Raw genomic sequence first — 16603 nt, 5'->3', positions numbered from 1 at the left:
GCTGCCTCCCTTTACCATATCCCGTCCTCTTTCATCCATTTGGCAATCTGATTGCTTGCCAGCAGGAAAATCAATCCGATCACTGAGGTGAACAATCCAACCGTAGTTCCGAAGGAAAACCGGCCACCAATCAAACCGACACGGTATACGTAGGTTTCAAACACCTCGGAAACACCCAGATTCAAAGGATTCTGGAGCACAAAAATTTGTTCAAAGCCGTTGCCCATAATTTGACCGAGTCGCAAAATAAGTAAAATCACGATCGTTGATTTGATACCAGGCATCGTCACGTACCGCATTTTCTGTAATCGGTTGGCGCCATCGATACTAGCAGCCTCGTATAATTCGGTATTGATGCTAACCATGGCGGCCAGGTAAAGAATGCTTTCCCATCCGGATTCCTTCCAGATACTGCTAATAATAACCAAGGGTCGGAAATAATTATTGTCCGCAAGAAAGAAAATAGGGTCCATTCCGATTTGTTTAAGGAAAATATTTACAATCCCCCAGGAGGGTGACAGGAAATTGACCAGAATACCTCCAATGACAACCCAGGATATAAAGTGAGGCAGGTAGATAATGGTCTGCGTTACCCTTTGGTATGTGCGGTTTCGCATTTCATTTAAAAGCAGGGCCAACAGGATCGGAAAAGGAAATCCGAAAACCAGCCTCAACATACTTAGGTAAAGCGAGTTCCAGAACACCGTGTAGAAATCACTTAGCCCAAACATGTATCTGAAATTGTCTAAACCGATCCAGGGACTCCCTACAATACCTTTGGCAAAATTAAAATCCTTAAAAGCTATGATGACGCCATACATCGGAAAATAATTAAATATTAAAAAATAGATCACACAAGGGATTAACAAGATATACAAATATTTTTTCTTGTTCAAATAGCGCAAGGCATCCTTTGTAGTTTTGGCCCGTACGGTCCCCATCCGATTTATTCACCACCTGATTATCAAATTCTGACTCTTATTTGGTTTGAAGCGCACGCTGCTCTTTGAAAATATCGTAAATATCGTTAGTCCAAATCGTTTTGTCCTTATCATTGGCATAGAAGCTCCTGTACCAATCGTCAACCTGCTTGCCTCCGGCTTTTTGCCATGCTGCGATTGCATCCTGTTTGGCCATCTCCGGGCTATAGCCAGGCGTCAATATCGACTTTATCCAGATATCGCCCTCGCCGACACCGACCTGCTTCGTCGTGTTGGTCAGAATCTGCTGAAGCTCCTTCGGCAGCTGAGGCATCTGTTCTGAATGAGTCGGTCCCGCTACCGGTAGATCAAAACGAATAAAGGACGAATTCGCTTCAAACATCTTTTTCACCTGATTTTGAAGGACATCCCGGGCATCAAGCTTTTCCGTACCAAAATAGCATTTACCCGCTAATGTCGGAGAAGCCAGCATAGCAAAATCGCCGGAACCGAAATTAAATTCGGTTTTCCATTTATCCAGATTGATCACCTGCGGACATGTACCCGGCTCCGACTTGCTGTGCACGCCTTCAAAGCCGTAATACATCGTTTTCATAAAAGTATCGGATGCGGCAAAATCAACGTATTTCATCACCGCTTCCGGATCTTTGACTTGAGCATTGACAACGGCCGTCATCTGGATCGGATTAACAAAAATCGGATTAAATTGCCCCACCGGAGTTACCGGATACGGAATGACTGTAACTTCAGCACTCGGAACATTTTTTTTCAATTTCACATAATAATCGTTATAAAAAACAATCGGAACGTTAAATTGCTCCATATATATCCCGATTTTACCGTTCAGGAAATCCTGCTTCGCTTTTGAGCCATTCTTGTCGTTCAAATAGTCCTTATCAACCAGACCTTCACTATAGAGCCTTTTTTTAAACGCCGTAACCGCCTTAATGTGATCCCAGCCATGAATAAGCTCGTTGTTTTGCACAATGAAGCCCGGGTAGGTGACGCCAAACATTTCATCCAGAATAGCTCCGGAGCTATAGGACATCGCGATACCGTAAGTGTCCTTCCTGCCGTTTCCGTCCGGGTCCTGCTCCGTGAAAGCTTTGGCTACCTGATACAGCTCCTCAGTCGTTTTCGGGATGTTCAGGTTCAGCTTTTGCAGCCAATCGGTACGGATAAACAATCCGCGCTGCGGAATCGTTTCATTGATACGCCCGAACTGATACAGCTTGCCATCAGTTCCTGTTCCTGCTTTCCTGAGCGATGGATATTTCTGCAAAAGCGCTTTATATTCCTTACTATACTTGTCGATCATGTCGTCAATCGGACGAAGCTGCTTTTGGTCGATCAGCGGATTTTTGATCTGCGGCGCATATTCCAAAATCAGGTCTGGTGCTCCCCCGCCTGCGAATAACGTGTTCAGCTTTTGCTCTGATTGTGTCCGGGGTACAGCTATGAATTTGACTTGTACCGGACCTGTTTCGTTAATCCATTTGGTGATTTTATTGTTTTCAATCGTGCCTTCACTGGATGGAATATTGCCACGGTCATAGATGGTTGCCGTAATCATCCTACGCTGATCGGACTTAGACACACTACTATCACCATTCCCGTCGATCACGGTCGTACAGCCTGTTATCACGAATATCCAAGCTGCGGAAGCCAGCATCGGAAGGACTACTCTTGCTATTGGATTAGACATTGTTGTTCCCCCTGTTCATTTACAATGTCTATCATACCATCTTCATCTCACCGCACCTTCTATATCTTGTTGTTTGTCTATATACCTAATTGTAGGGAAATAGGGAGAGGGCAACATCTACGATTTATGGGGAAAAAGATAAAATTTTTAGATCAATTGGAAATCGATAAATGAACGAACCACCGCAAAATGCCAATACCAGGTTGGGTAGCCATAACTTCCTGCTCAGCCCATTTTCGTGTCCATCATTGACATGAAGCTTTTCTATGTGTTACTGTATTAATTAAATAATACAGTAATACAGATTTTGGTCGATGGAGGAAGCGATGGAATTTAATCAGAAAGAACCGATTTACTCCCAAATTATCGACGAATTTCGTATGAAATTCATCCAAGGCACCTATACACTGGGGCAAGAGATCCCTTCGCGGCGTGAGCTTGCCAAAACGTTGGGAGTCAATCCCAATACCATTCAAAGGGCATACAGGGAAATGGAGGACATGAATTTGATTATTACCGTCAGGGGTCAGGGAAGCTTTATGACGAGCGATCGGGATATGCTGGAGTCGATTCGGAAAGAGGCGTTGAACGAGACAGTCGGGCAAAGCGTAGAATTGCTGCGGTCTTTCGGTAAATCCGACCAAGACATTTTGGACACGGTGAAAAAGTATTTGGAAAGGGGAAAAACGCCATGATCAATGTGGAGCATGCCGTAAAAACGTTTGGCCGTAAAAAGGCGTTGGACGATATTACGTTTACTGCGGATGAGGGACAAATTATCGGATTGTTGGGAACGAACGGAGCAGGGAAGTCGACGGTCCTTAAGGCGATAGCAGGCCTTTTACGATTGGATGGCGGCCAAATCATGATTGACGGGAAATCGCCATGCCTATCGACCAGGGGCATGATGACCTTCCTTCCTGATGTGAACGTTTGGTACCCTTGGATGAAACTATCCGACAGCATGAGGTATATGAAAGACATGTACTGGGACTGGGACGATAATAAAGCACGGCATTTGCTCGATTTTTTCGAATTATCGGCAGATTCGTTGATTCATCAGGCATCGAAAGGAACGCGGGCCAAGATGAAATTACTGCTCGCTCTAAGCCGGCAGGCAAAGTATATGCTGCTGGACGAACCTTTTTCCGGCATAGATCCTTTCGCAAGACAACAGATTGCCCAAGCGATCATAGAAGATTTCATGGAAGAAGGGCAGACGATCCTCGTTACGACGCATGAAATATCGGAGGTCGAAGTGATGCTGGATGAGATACGTTTTATTCACGAGGGAAAGCTTCTGCTGGCTGGTAATGTCGAGATGCTAAAACTGGAACGAAACCAATCTTTGATGGAAATGTTGAAAGAGGTGTATGATCATGCACGCGTTTAGGCGATTATTCTTGACCGATCTGCGAAATCGAAGGAATACACTGCTCGCTACGTTGGCAACAACCGTTCTTTTGAATGCGGCGCTTTCCATCCTCATCTTTTATTTGCACCTGCCTCAGGAAGGACTTGGTCTGATTACGATGCTTGATGTCATAATTTTTGCCGGCCTGCTGTTGATGACGTTTCTTCACTGCTTCTCTACATGGCAAGAGGAGTGGAAGCAACAAGCGATTACCCATTTGTTATCCCTTCCGGTACCTAGAACTTATATGCTGATGTCCAAATATATTGTGATTTTATTGGAGGCACTGCTGATAACGGTGGTTATGATTGTGGGTATGTGGGTACAACTGGGGATGAGCAACGGACAATTGTTTCGAGTCGAACCTTTGCTTTTATTCGATTGGTCGAAAGTGTTGCTCATCGTGAAATGGCTTTTCTCTGCGACTGGGCTTATATTTCTATGTTTTACGAGCATATTTCTTGGAAAATGCAGCCGTAGTCATTTTATGCTGATCACTTTTTTAAGCTTTACTGCGGGACTGCTCGTTTGGATCGTAGCCTTTGCCAATTTCCCGTCCTTTCTCACATTGCTCATCTTTTGTCTGGCATATTTTTCAGCAAGCTGCTATTTGCTGGATAAGAAAGTAGGAATCGAATGAAACAGCCGTCGATTTTCGGACAGTTTATACGCCATTCCGGTCAGGTAGGCAGTTTGGTTCCCAGCTCGGTTTTTTTAACCCGCAAAATGCTTCCGCCCTCCTTGCCATGGCACAAGATGGCCCAAATCGCGGAGTTGGGCCCCGGCACCGGTGTATTTACCCGGTATATCAAACGACATATGGATCCTCGAAGCCGGTTATTTTTGTTCGAACAAAATGATTCTTTTCGTGAAAATTTGAATATTCAATTCCCTGATCTCCCCATTCTGAACGATGCATTGAGATTGGGGGAAATCGTTAATGAAACGGGCAGACCGTTCGACTTGATCGTTTCGGGTCTTCCTTTTGCTAATTTTTCTTCCGAACTGAAAGAAAGACTATTTCTATCCATTGAGAACGCATTGGCAAGCAATGGAACGTTTATTGCGTTCCAATATACACTGCTGCTCAAAAAAGACTTTCAGACTCACTTCCCATCTATCGAAACGGGGCATACATGGATGAACGTACCACCAGCTTGGGTGTTTAAATGCAAAAAAGTGAGGGGAAAGCATGACCCAGTCTGATAAAGATCCGATTGAGTCATAACAGCAATCTCTGCGTCCATATGCTGGCTCTGCTGCTTTAACAACTTTAACCAAGTGGCTAACAGTGCTGAAAGGAGACGTGTATAACGCACGTCCCTAACTCCCCTAACCATTCAATTATTATAACCATTACAGATCAAGGAGCACACGTTATTTTAACTCTGATAAAGCTTGCGGTAATCTTTAGGGGATAGTCCCGTGGATTGCTTGAACAGCTTGGCAAAATAATTCGGTAAATCGTAGCCGATTGTGCCGGATACCTCCGTAATTTTCATATCCGTATTGCACAGCAGCTGCTTGGCTTTCTCCATACGCAGCTCGATTAAATAATCGATAAAGCTGCGTCCTGTTTCTTTCTTGAACAAATGGCTGAAATAGGCCGCATTCAAATGCACCTGCGAGGCTACCTGCTGTAACGGCAGCGGCTCGGAGTAATGCTCCTCCATGTAGCGTGCCGCCTTTAAAATCGCATTCTCGCTGTATTTTTCCTGCCATTTCGTGAAGTTATGGAAAAAACGCTCCTTTTCCGTCTGCATCCAGCTATAGATCTCGTCCTTGTTGCTGCATTCATGCAGCTTGCTGATGCGATCCGTCAAGGTTCGAGGCTCATATATCTGCTCAAACTGTTTACGAGCCGTATCCTGAAGCGCAAAACTCAGCGATAATGCCTCCATTTTCCCGTTTTCCAGAGACCTTCCGCTAGCTTCTTTCATGAAATGCTCCAGATACTGCTTCAAAGCTTCCATCTGGCCAGATACGATAAAAGCGACCGTCTGCGCACTGATCAGCTGCTGACGCGCCCGATTCATTGGCAGCGTGCCCTCCGTTTCCGTCCCTTTATCCGTACGCTCAGCTATTCTTGCTCCTTCCATACCGGTTTCATAGAGATCGGCGAGCTGCGTCAGGCTGTGGGCCAGGCCGGCATGATGCGTTGAAACCGATAAGCCCAGCAGACGAGGAACCGTTTCACATACCGCAACACATAAAGCCTGTACCTCGGCAGCATCATCCACGAGCAGAGCATACCGGCCGTATTCAATAAGCAGCAGCTTGCCTGCTATCCCGTGTGTATCCAGCAATTCACTAATAATGTTTAAAACGGCAAACTGCAGTAACGGAACATCTCTCCTCGTATATTGCTTATGAGCAGGGTAATAATTAGTAATTCGAAACAAGATGAGCTTGCACCCATGTAGCCCTTGCTCCAGTTCTGCTACTGCCTCCGTATGATAAGGAAACCTCAGAAAAATCGCCCTTAATGTATTTTCCAGCAGCAGCTGATGCTCTGTTTCCTCTTTTCTGAGCCTAGCCTGTTTGTCCAGAACAAGCTCATTCACTTTATCCAGCGCGTCATATACATCCTGTTTACTGCAGGGCTTGATAAGCAAATCGAGTGCACCATAACGAAGTGCAGTCTGAGCATATTGGAAGTCCTGAAAGCCCGTTATAACGATAAACTCAATATCCGGGAACCTGCTTTTTACACGCTTCAACAGCTCAAGGCCATTCAATAACGGCATTCGAATATCCGTGATCACGAGGTCAGGCAGCAGTTCCGCTATCAAGCTCTCCGCCTCTTGTCCATTCTCCGCTTCCCCACATACGCTCCAGTTGGTCGTGGAACCGGTGATCATTTTCGCAAGACCTTTCCTGAATAAAGGTTCATCCTCAACCAGAAGCAGCCGATTCATCTGCTGCACCTCCTTTCATAGGCTGGTAAGCTTCACACGGCAAAATTAAACGCATCATCGTTCCCTGCTGCAGCCGCTGGATATCCAGCCTGTACGGCTCGCCATGCACAAGGTAAATACGTCGTGTAACGTTGCGAACACCGAGGCTCTCCCGTTCTCCATGCTGATCGTGGACGGAGCGATCCTTCATAATGTGACGGATTGTATCTGCATCCATCCCGCACCCGTTATCCTCGATTTCAATATGCATTTCCGTATGCTGTCGAAAAGCTCGAATGGACAGGCGCTTATTAGAAGTCTGATCGCGAAACGCATGAACAAATACGTTTTCAACCAAAGGCTGCAGCAGCAGCCTTTGCATGCCACAGCCTTTCAGTTCCTCCTCGGCTTCAATACTGACATGCAGATCTTCGCCATGCCGTGCTTCCTGTATCGTAATATAATTACGGATTTGCGCAAGCTCATCCTGTAAGGTGCTTGGGGTCGACACGGGTGCCAAGGAATACCGGAGCAGCTCCGACAAGCTCGTTACGAGAGAAGCCGTTTCCTCATCCTCGTAAAGCAGCATGATTTTCCAATAAATAGAGTTAAGCGCATTATGCAAGAAGTGGGGATTCAGCTGCGCCTGAAGCGCCTTCAATTCAGCCTCCTTCTCACTCAGCTTGCTTACATACACTTCCTGAATCAAGGATTGAATATCGGCTGCCATCGTATTGAAGCTCTCCGCCAAAAAAGCAAATTCATCATTCGACGTTTTGGCGATTTTCACACGCAAATTTCCCTTTCGTAGCTGCTGCATAGCCGCTACCAATCCTTGCAGTGGCTGAAGCAGTCTGCCGCTGAAGAAGGAAACACAAACCGCCATAAGCATCACACTGACCAGACCGGAAATTAAGGCTACCTGGTAAACACGCCGTCCTTTTGCCTCGATATCCACCAGTGAAATGCCGCTTACCAGGGTGAACGATCGCGGCTCAAAGACACTTTTGACAAATAAATAATCATTGCCGTCCTCCGTACGCTGGGTAAAAATCCCCTTTTTCTTTTCCCAATCCGGTACGAATCCGATACTGCCTTCTGGCTCCCGGCTATAAAGGATACGGTTATATTGATCGTAGAGATAGGCCCCTGTAGTTCGACCTGCCATCAACGATTCGAGAGGGGTAGCCAGAAACGATTCGTCAATGATCATAATAATCATGCCATATACCGTTTGCTGTTTGGTTGATTTCAGCAGCCTCGCGGCTACAAGATGGCTCTTCTCACCGGAAGGATCCGAAGAATCCTGAATAAGCATCCGCTGCCACACCAGCTCAGCGGACTCGCTTTTCAAACCACCTTTGACCCTATTATAGAATTCCGGAAATTCGATCTGCAGCGAAGGGCTCATATGACTGAAGTAGTTGTTAGTACCCTGCAAATCAACGATATACAAGGCGCGAATTTGCGGTGTTTCATTTTTTACAGGAAGCAAAATATCTGCCAAATCCCTTTCCAGTATAAAACTGCGATACTCCGTGCTTTCTCCTTCCGCAGGCTCGGCATGCATGTTTTGGACGATTTGCTCTACAAGCGGATGAAAAAAAATAAAGTCAGTGATCCGGTACATATCCTGAATTTTGAAGCCAATCTGCTCAATCGTTTGTTCGCTCGTATTGAGGTACTGCTTGCTGATTTCGCTCTCAAACAGGTTCAAATAAATTCTGTAGGAAACATAGCCGGTAACCATGGAACACACAATGATGATCACGGAAAGGATCAATATTAATTTCACTTTAAAATGTTGATTAATGTATTGGAGAACATGTCTATGCTTCATCGCGATGAACTCCTTCTGTATTCAATGCTGCCACTATAAGTAAATACAAATAAAGTAGAGAAGCTGCTGTTACACAGAGCCTCCCTACACCATACGAATCATACGTAAACAATGAATGCCTATAGTTACTTGTTTAAGCACAACTGAATTAAATCGTCAACATGAGCAGTCGCCAAACATTCCACCGTATCTGCCGCCCCATAATAGATTTTCACCTCACCATCGTCCTCCAATATCATTCCCCCGGGGAAAATGACATCGTTACGGAAGCCGCCATCCGTTTCGTAGCTCACTTCCGGAGCCAGCAAGGGCTCTTGACACATACCGATGATCTTGTACGGATTATCCAAATCCAACAGCATGATCCCGGCTGAATAACGCTTCTTCCAATACGGCTCCCATCCGTTTCGACCACGGGAAGGATCTATATCTACCGCATGAAACAGAGTCAGCCAACCCTTGGAGGTTTTTATCGGAGGCGCTGCCGGTCCAAGCTTATCATTGGCGTACGGTACCTGCTCCAAACCCAACAGTAATTCCGTATTCCCCCAATATTTCAAATCAGGAGAATCAGAAATCCAAATATCAAAGCTGTCTTTGCCCCCTTTACCGTAGACGGGAAAAGGCCGCTCCAACCGTATATATTTGCCTCCGATTCGCTCAGGGAACAACACCATGTTGCGATTATCCGGTGCGGACATGCTTAGAACTTCGAAGCTTGAGAAATCGTCCGTAACGGCTACACCGCCCCTTACGCCATGCTTTGTATCAACAGCAAAACAAACATAACAGCGTCCATCAATGACGGTCAGCCGCGGGTCGTAGGTGCGAATAATCTCCTCGCTCTCCATGCCAAAGCAGGGCTTATCCTGCACATTCCAATGAATGCCATCCTGACTGTACGCAAGCCCCAAATTGGTCGTATGAATAGGCAGCAGCGTTTCATTCTCGATGTCGCCATAATCGTTGCGGAACATCATGACATACTGTTCTTCATATTTAGTAACACCCGCATTAAAAACAAGAGCAGGCTTATAAGGCACATCGCTTGCAGTCAGAACCGGATTATTCGGGTGACGCGTAATTATTGGACTGGATTTAAGAATTCCACTCATTGACATCGAAGATTTCCTCCATAATATACAATATTTCCAACCTTTTCGCTCCATTTTTTAATCACTCAGCAGCGACCGGCTCGAATCCTCACACAGCCAGTGTAAACCATCCGTACTTATCCAACATCTATAAATCATTGAAAAACAGATATAATTTTTAGAAGTCCGGTAAATCAGTCTCACTGCGCGGCGAATTAACGCAAAAAAAACTGCTGTCAAGAAACGAAGCCTCACAGCTCCGTATCCTGCAGCAGCAGCGAATACAGTGTCATTATTCATGTAGGGAACGCTTATTCAAAATGAATCGATATCCCTGTCTTGTCATCGGATATTTTAAACCGCGGATACCTTTGGCAGTCCTTATCCTCCGACTCCAGTTTAAACAGCCAATCCGCATAGGCGGTTAAAGAATCACTTTGAATCCGCGCAGTTAACTGATGAATCATATCCTCTGGTTCTCTGCCGCTCTCCGTATGCGGGAACAATCCGTCCGTGACAAGCAGCAGCGACATTAATTGGATTCGGTTTATTCTACCATACTCAATAAAATCAGCCAGCTCCGGTTCACCGCTCAAAATCGAGTAACCTTCCATCGTGTTCATTTTGGATTTATTACCCAAAATCACCGGCTTCACAAGCTCCCATAGCTCCTCGCGTTTGGAGATTCCGCGGCCAATGGCCTCTTCCCAGATCGCCTTGGATTGCTGATCGATATGAGCCACCTGATCACGGGAAACGGTACGGATCGTATCATCCTTATACACAGCCGCGATCATGCAGTCTCCTACCTGGGCGTAGTCCACATAATGGTCTGTAATACGAATGAGAGCCAATGCACTGGTCCATAATGCCGTCTTGTCTGAAAGCTGAATTCCGGCCTCAACCATTTTGTCACGCAATCGAATATTCGCCTGAATGACCAACTGCTTCAAATTAGTGTCTCTGACATCCTCCTCTGCCAATGATTCAAAATATTGTTTAATAATTTGTGAGGCCAGATAACCTCCGGTTTCGTTATTTGGACCGCGGTAAGGATGCAAGGAGGTAGCTCCGTCCAAAACTCCGAATAGCTGTAAAGGCTCATTGATAATCAGTGCATCCTCATTCCACTCCGTAGTCCCCTGCCGCGATAACATCTCCAACTTCATGTTTCCCTTCCTCCTTCTCAACTCATCTGCATCTATATACGGCACGTATCCTGCTTTATTTTCCGTTATGGCTTCCATAAATCTCCTCTATTTTCTTATTCAGATTAACGTCCTTATTTTGCTCCAATTGTTCAACAAGGGTTGTCATGCTTACCCATCGTTCATAGTCATCTGCTGAAGGTGGCTTCACTGCCAGCATACGGGCCGAATCCAGAATCATTTTTTGCCGTTGACTCCATACATCCTCTTCCTGCAGCTTAACCATCACATCAGATCGTGACGGAATGAGACCTTTGCTGCGCCATAATGATGCTTGTGTCTGCTCAAGAAGCAAATAAGCTATAAAGCTTTGGGCAGCCTGCACCTTGGCCGGAGCTGCTTGCATAAGAGCCATGCCATGAATTTCGGGAACGATCCCCTGCTGTGCGAGGGTCGGTATACGTCCTGCATCAAATTGAAACTTGCCTCCTATATATCTTTCCACAGTAGGCAGCATTTCGGAGGAGCTGAGGAATACGCCGATTTTTCCATTAATGAAATCACTGGCAGCCCTACGGTGAACAAGCGGCTTCATAATCCCTGAGAGATGAATCCAGTCACTCCATGCAGACAATGCTGAATATACGCGGCTGCTTTTAACAGAGGAATCCTTTTCACCAGCAGAGTCAGATGTGAATGAAAGATTATCGACAAACCAGGGCAGCTCATTATCAATAGCCAGACCCCAGTGTCCATTGCCACCGAGCTCGGAGCCTTCGGATAACGGTTGTTGGGCCGCTTGAACGATCTGATCCCAGCTGGTAAAGGCCTTTTCCTGCGGATGCTTTAACAGCTCCTGACGGTAATAAATCAACGGTAATCCGCCGCCGAAAGGAACAGCCCAGTCGTTACCTTCGTAATGAAAGGGAGCAGTGAATGTTGGATGCAGTTGGTTCCCACCCTCTATCAGGGCGTGTTCAACGGGAATAACAGCTTTGGTATCCACGAGCTGTGACAGGCCATAATAGCTGTGCAGCTCGGCTATTTGCGGTGCCGCGTTGGCAGAAATAGAGGCTGTCAGTTCCGTAAATAACTGCTCGCTTGAACGAAAGTTGCGTACATCTACATCTATATTAGGATGAAGCTGTTTGAATTCATTTACATACGTTTCCCAGCCTTCGCTGTACAGCCAGATCGAGATCGCTGTTGTACGATCAGACTCGCTGTTCACACCGCTGGCTTGATTCATATTCATGCTATAAAAAGCCCCAACCGTAAATATTAACAGAGCGGCTATGCCCCATAATGTCCATTGCTTTAATCCCATATATCCTCCCGACAGGTCTGCCTCGCCATATCTATATATTCCTATACTAACATTGCAGCATGGCTTTTCCTATATAGCAGAGTGGCGCGGCAGCCGACCGAGATTAAGAGAGGAACTTATCAAGCATCCTCCTTAAGCTGTTACAGCTGAAGTCCCTTTTTACTCAGTTTGTTGGCAACTATCAAAGAGATCAGTGTGGTAATCGACAAAATGGAAGCAAGTGCTGCGCCCGTACCGTAGTTGGCCGTAAATACTTCGCTGTATATCGTAACCGAGATCGTCGCTGTGGAGCCGTAGTAGAGGACAATGGTGGAGCTTAACTCATTAATGGTCGTAATCCAGCTTAGAATCGCACCGGACAGCACACCGGGACCCATCAGGCGCCCTGTTGTTTTGAAAAAGGTTTTCATCGGTGGTACTCCAAGACTGATAGAAGCCTCCTCCACACTGCGATCCAATTGATATAAAATCGCTGTGCTCGAACGAATGGTATAGGGCAGCTTGCGCACCACATAAGCAATGACAAGAATAACCCACGTGCCTGTCAGCACGACCGGCGGTTTATTGAACGCAATGATCATACTGATCCCGAGCACCGTACCCGGCATAACATAAGGAATCATGATCAACCCGTCCAGCATCGCGGTCAGCTTCGATTTTCTACGGACGAGCACGTAAGCAATCAGCATTCCCATGACAACCATGATCACTATCGAGATCAATGAAAAGCTGTACGTATTCAAGATAGCTTTGGGCACACGAAACAATATCTCCTTGTAGCTGTTCAAGCTGAAGCCTGGATGAAATACAGGCCCCTTCGTTTTAATAAAGGAAGTGACAATAACCGTCGCTTGCGGAATAATCGATACACAAGCCACCAGCAAAGCTCCAGCAGTTAACAACCATTTGGCAAGCGGCCTTAGCGTCTGAATCTTCGGTGTACGCATCCCCGTCATGGTGTAATTTTTACGGGCGACAAAGAAGCGCTGCAGGAACAAAATACTTGTCGAGCATATGATCAGGATAACGCTGAGCGTACTGGCCATAGCCGGATTGCCGCCCATTTCACTAATAAATTGCTCGTAGGCCAGAATTGGCAATACTTTAAAGCCTTGCCCCAGCAGCATAGGTGTACCGAAGTCGGCAAAGGATGCCATGAAGACCATCAGAGCTCCAGCCGATAACGTCGGAAAAATCAGCGGCAGTGTAACCGTGCGAAGCCGATGAAAGCTGGAGCGTCCCAGACTTTCCGCAGCCTCCTCCAGTGAAGTATCGATCGTTTTGAGCGCACCCGAGACATACAAATAGATATGCGGATAGAACTGAAGGGTAAAGACGAAGACAATTCCCTTCCAACCGTAAACTGAAGAGAACGGAATGCCAAGGTCATGCAGAAAACGGGTCAAAAAACCGTTGTTTCCGAGCATCAGAATCCAGGAATACGCACCAATAAAGGGAGGGGAAAGCAAGGACATAATGACCAGAATTTGAATAAGTCCTTTACATTTCACATTATAGCGTGCCGTCACATAAGCAAGTGGAACACCGAGCAGAATGGAAAACAATGTGGCAAAGGCGGATACCTTCAAGCTGTTCCATAGCGCTCCGTAAAAGTATTTCAGCTTCACGAAGTTCGCATAATTGTCCAGCGTGAGGCTTCCCTCATCGTTATAAAAGCTGTTTAACAACAAGGTAAATAAGGGATACACAATAAAGGCAAACAAGAATACATACACAATCAAGGTGACCCAGGACCAGAAGTCCCATTTTTTAAAAGAAAATAGTCGGCCCTTCTTAGTAGGTTGCACGATAAACTACCTCCTTGCCGCCTTTGTCGAACATCGTAGATTTTTCCAGCTGCAGATTCACCTGTACGGCTTGCTTCACCTTACGTAATTGATGAGGCTCTACCGCATGCTCCTGCACATCGATCACGGGCCCGTTCTGAAGGCGGACAAGGTAGCTTACCTTTTCCCCCAAATACGTGACATTTTCTATCGTTCCCGGTATTAGAGGTAGTCCATGACCCGCTGTCTCCAAGCGGATGCGCTCCGGACGCAGCGACATAACGACCTTGCCTTCATACGATTTAGCAAGCGGCAGCTGATACGAGGCACCGAGTAAATCGATCTTTGCGAGCCCTGAGCTATCCATACCTCCATGACAATGAGCTTCGATAAAATTGGAGGTGCCGATGAAATTGGCTACGAACTGATTCGCGGGATAAGCGTATATATCTTCTGGAGGAGCGATTTGCTGTATTTTTCCTTCACTCATAACTGCAATTCGATCGGATACGGCCAGTGCCTCCTCCTGATCATGGGTTACGTAAATCGTCGTGATATTCAATTCCTTTTGCAGCATGCGGATATCCGATCTCATCTTGATTCGTAGTTTGGCATCCAGGTTGGACAACGGCTCATCCATCAGCAGTAAACCAGGACGAATGACAATGGCCCGAGCCAATGCAATCCGCTGCTGCTGACCGCCGCTCATATCGGAAGGAACACGATCACGCAAATGCTGAAGCTGCACCATCTCCAATGCTTCCATGACGCGCTGTTCCGTTTCTTTCTTGTTCACTTTACGTGCTTTCAGCCCATAGGCGACGTTCTCAAAAACCGTCATATGAGGGAAAATCGCGTAATTTTGAAATACCATCCCAATGTTTCGCTCATGCGTAGGAATATCATTGATTTTGCGCTCACCGAAGTAAATATCCCCTTCTTCCTGACGATAAAAACCGGCTATCGTGCGCAGCAGGGTCGTTTTCCCGCATCCACTCGGACCAAGCAAGGTAAAAAATTCACCTTCCTGGATGGTCAGATGAGCGTCATTGACTGCCTTGGAGTCCCCAAAATATTTGGTCACATGATCGAATACAATTTTTTGCATAGCTATAACCCTCCATTATCTAAAAGAAAGGTGCCTCCACCGTTCAAGCAAGGCACCGTTAATTTTCAAAATGTCTTATTCCTGCCCAGTTACGATTCTTCCAAAATGTCTGATATTGTCGTCTTTCTTGGTAGCTGCCCAGTCAAAATCGTAGTCAACCAGCTTGATATCCTTCGCTTCTGCAATGCCCTTCACCACTTCAGCATCCTTACGGACGGATCGACGCTTGAATTCCTTTTGGATCAACGACTGTACATCCTTGCCTACCAGAAAATCAATAAACTGCTTCGCCTGCTCCATATTTTTGGCGCCTTTGATTACTGCGGCGGCATCAGGAACAGCCGAGGTTCCATCCGTAGGATAAATAATGCCTACCTGTGCACCACCCTCGACATAACGGAGAGCTGCATCCTCCAGCGTAACACCGATTGGAAATTCCTTATCCGCCACACCTTTATATACTAAAGCCGAGCCGGACAATACTTTGCCATCGAGGTTTTTAACAAACTTTTTAACGTAATCCCATCCGTTATCTTTGCCGTTCACTGTTAGCATCGTGACCAGCTGTGTATAGGAAGAGCCGGATTTGGCCGGATCCGCGTAAGCAATTTTGCCTTTCCACTTCGGATCCAGCAGATCGTTCCAGCTCTTCGGCTCTTCCCCGACCTTCACCAGCTCTTTGTTATACATAAAAATCATCGGCAAGGCCGCAAACGGTGTCCAGACATTGCTTTTATTCAAATATTGCGGTGCGAGATTGTCGAACTCTTTTGTTTGGTAAGGCTCGAAGTATTTATTGTAGGCCTCCAAGGAATCAGCACCGCCTGCCCAGAATACATCACCAAGCGGATTAGCTGCTTCAGCCTGCACACGCTTCAGCAAGTCTCCTGTACCTCCTGAAATCAGCTGTACCTCAATGCCCGTACGATCCTGAAACTCTTTTAGAATCGGGTTGTTCACCTCGGCTCCATTAGGAGAATACAGATTCAGCTTGCCGCCCGCCTTGGAAGCTGTCGATGGAGACGCAGGCTGAGGCGCAGCTCCCTCCTTCGATTTCGGGGTTTCCGACGTTCCACAGCCCGCCAAAGTTCCTACAAGCAACAGTGAGGCAAGAACACTTGTAAACATTTTTCTCATTGTGTATCCTCCAGTTAGTAAAAGCAGATTTGATTTCTACTTCATACTATAATGTCAGATATACTAACTTTAAATGAGATAAAATTTCTAAATTGTTTAAATTATTGTCGAAACGTCCACGAATATAGACATTTCAACCTTTAACGGTCATGATTCGTTAGTATTTTAGAAGAATGTTTCATTTAATGTTATATAAATGTTAATT

14 protein-coding genes are annotated in these 16603 nt (G+C 46.0%); 4 read left to right on the top strand and 10 right to left on the bottom strand.

The window, feature by feature from the left end; all coding sequences use genetic code 11:
- Positions 1-11 precede the first annotated feature (11 nt).
- On the bottom strand, positions 12-941 hold the full coding sequence (locus tag BK127_RS06190) for an ABC transporter permease (protein WP_076229124.1): 930 nt from the start codon (positions 939-941) through the stop codon (positions 12-14).
- 37 nt (positions 942-978) lie between these two features.
- Positions 979-2646: an extracellular solute-binding protein gene (locus tag BK127_RS06185; protein WP_076229123.1), complete on the bottom strand. Its 1668-nt coding sequence runs from the start codon at positions 2644-2646 to the stop codon at positions 979-981.
- A 326-nt stretch (positions 2647-2972) separates the two neighbouring features.
- Here BK127_RS06185 and BK127_RS06180 point away from each other — a divergent pair, with 326 nt between their 5' ends.
- Genes BK127_RS06180 through BK127_RS06165 form a run of 4 tightly spaced genes read left to right on the top strand, consistent with a single transcriptional unit; the run spans position 2973 to position 5266 of the window.
- Complete coding sequence (locus tag BK127_RS06180; protein WP_076229122.1) at positions 2973-3341, top strand: GntR family transcriptional regulator; 369 nt, start codon at positions 2973-2975, stop codon at positions 3339-3341.
- Positions 3338-4039 (top strand): ABC transporter ATP-binding protein, encoded by a 702-nt coding sequence (locus tag BK127_RS06175; RefSeq protein ID WP_076229121.1) that lies wholly within the window; start codon positions 3338-3340, stop codon positions 4037-4039. The genes BK127_RS06180 and BK127_RS06175 overlap by 4 nt, the downstream gene beginning before the upstream one ends.
- Positions 4026-4700, top strand: coding sequence for an ABC-2 transporter permease (locus tag BK127_RS06170; RefSeq protein ID WP_076229120.1), 675 nt, complete (start codon positions 4026-4028; stop codon positions 4698-4700). Before BK127_RS06175 ends, BK127_RS06170 begins: the two co-directional genes overlap by 14 nt.
- Positions 4697-5266, top strand: coding sequence for a class I SAM-dependent methyltransferase (locus BK127_RS06165; RefSeq protein ID WP_076229119.1), 570 nt, complete (start codon positions 4697-4699; stop codon positions 5264-5266). The genes BK127_RS06170 and BK127_RS06165 overlap by 4 nt, the downstream gene beginning before the upstream one ends.
- Positions 5267-5442: 176 nt before the next feature.
- Here BK127_RS06165 and BK127_RS06160 read toward each other — a convergent pair whose 3' ends face one another.
- The 8 genes from BK127_RS06160 to BK127_RS06125 form a co-directional block, all read right to left on the bottom strand.
- Positions 5443-6978, bottom strand: coding sequence for a response regulator transcription factor (locus BK127_RS06160; RefSeq protein ID WP_076229118.1), 1536 nt, complete (start codon positions 6976-6978; stop codon positions 5443-5445).
- On the bottom strand, positions 6956-8797 hold the full coding sequence (locus tag BK127_RS06155; RefSeq protein ID WP_076229117.1) for a cache domain-containing sensor histidine kinase: 1842 nt from the start codon (positions 8795-8797) through the stop codon (positions 6956-6958). Before BK127_RS06155 ends, BK127_RS06160 begins: the two co-directional genes overlap by 23 nt.
- A 125-nt stretch (positions 8798-8922) precedes the next feature.
- Complete coding sequence (locus BK127_RS06150) at positions 8923-9918, bottom strand: glycoside hydrolase family 130 protein (protein ID WP_305954282.1); 996 nt, start codon at positions 9916-9918, stop codon at positions 8923-8925.
- A 284-nt stretch (positions 9919-10202) separates the two neighbouring features.
- Positions 10203-11060, bottom strand: a complete 858-nt coding sequence (locus tag BK127_RS06145) for a protein phosphatase 2C domain-containing protein (RefSeq protein WP_076229115.1) — start codon at positions 11058-11060, stop codon at positions 10203-10205.
- A gap of 55 nt (positions 11061-11115) precedes the next feature.
- A complete protein-coding gene (locus BK127_RS06140; protein WP_076229114.1) occupies positions 11116-12366 on the bottom strand; it encodes an extracellular solute-binding protein in 1251 nt (416 codons plus the stop codon).
- Positions 12367-12506: 140 nt separating this feature from the next.
- Positions 12507-14174 (bottom strand): ABC transporter permease, encoded by a 1668-nt coding sequence (locus BK127_RS06135; RefSeq protein ID WP_179097397.1) that lies wholly within the window; start codon positions 14172-14174, stop codon positions 12507-12509.
- Positions 14161-15261: an ABC transporter ATP-binding protein gene (locus BK127_RS06130; protein WP_076229112.1), complete on the bottom strand. Its 1101-nt coding sequence runs from the start codon at positions 15259-15261 to the stop codon at positions 14161-14163. Before BK127_RS06130 ends, BK127_RS06135 begins: the two co-directional genes overlap by 14 nt.
- Before the next feature lie 75 nt (positions 15262-15336).
- Entirely contained in the window at positions 15337-16398 is a 1062-nt protein-coding gene (locus tag BK127_RS06125) for an extracellular solute-binding protein (RefSeq protein ID WP_076229111.1), read from the bottom strand.
- Between the last annotated feature and the right edge of the window lie 205 nt (positions 16399-16603).

Source organism: Paenibacillus sp. FSL H7-0331 (genome assembly GCF_001956045.1).
Note: the sequence above shows the minus strand (reverse complement) of the source record. Positions and strands in the feature narration are given on the sequence as shown.

Bases quoted from the DNA above. Each gene is read 5' to 3' on its own strand.
- BK127_RS06190 (WP_076229124.1), bottom strand. From the start codon at position 941: ATGGGGACCGTACGGGCCAAAACTACAAAGGATGCCTTGCGCTATTTG.
- BK127_RS06185 (WP_076229123.1), bottom strand. From the start codon at position 2,646: ATGTCTAATCCAATAGCAAGAGTAGTCCTTCCGATGCTGGCTTCCGCA.
- BK127_RS06180 (WP_076229122.1), top strand. From the start codon at position 2,973: ATGGAATTTAATCAGAAAGAACCGATTTACTCCCAAATTATCGACGAA.
- BK127_RS06175 (WP_076229121.1), top strand. From the start codon at position 3,338: ATGATCAATGTGGAGCATGCCGTAAAAACGTTTGGCCGTAAAAAGGCG.
- BK127_RS06170 (WP_076229120.1), top strand. From the start codon at position 4,026: ATGCACGCGTTTAGGCGATTATTCTTGACCGATCTGCGAAATCGAAGG.
- BK127_RS06165 (WP_076229119.1), top strand. From the start codon at position 4,697: ATGAAACAGCCGTCGATTTTCGGACAGTTTATACGCCATTCCGGTCAG.
- BK127_RS06160 (WP_076229118.1), bottom strand. From the start codon at position 6,978: ATGAATCGGCTGCTTCTGGTTGAGGATGAACCTTTATTCAGGAAAGGT.
- BK127_RS06155 (WP_076229117.1), bottom strand. From the start codon at position 8,797: ATGAAGCATAGACATGTTCTCCAATACATTAATCAACATTTTAAAGTG.
- BK127_RS06150 (WP_305954282.1), bottom strand. From the start codon at position 9,918: ATGTCAATGAGTGGAATTCTTAAATCCAGTCCAATAATTACGCGTCAC.
- BK127_RS06145 (WP_076229115.1), bottom strand. From the start codon at position 11,060: ATGAAGTTGGAGATGTTATCGCGGCAGGGGACTACGGAGTGGAATGAG.
- BK127_RS06140 (WP_076229114.1), bottom strand. From the start codon at position 12,366: ATGGGATTAAAGCAATGGACATTATGGGGCATAGCCGCTCTGTTAATA.
- BK127_RS06130 (WP_076229112.1), bottom strand. From the start codon at position 15,261: ATGCAAAAAATTGTATTCGATCATGTGACCAAATATTTTGGGGACTCC.
- BK127_RS06125 (WP_076229111.1), bottom strand. From the start codon at position 16,398: ATGAGAAAAATGTTTACAAGTGTTCTTGCCTCACTGTTGCTTGTAGGA.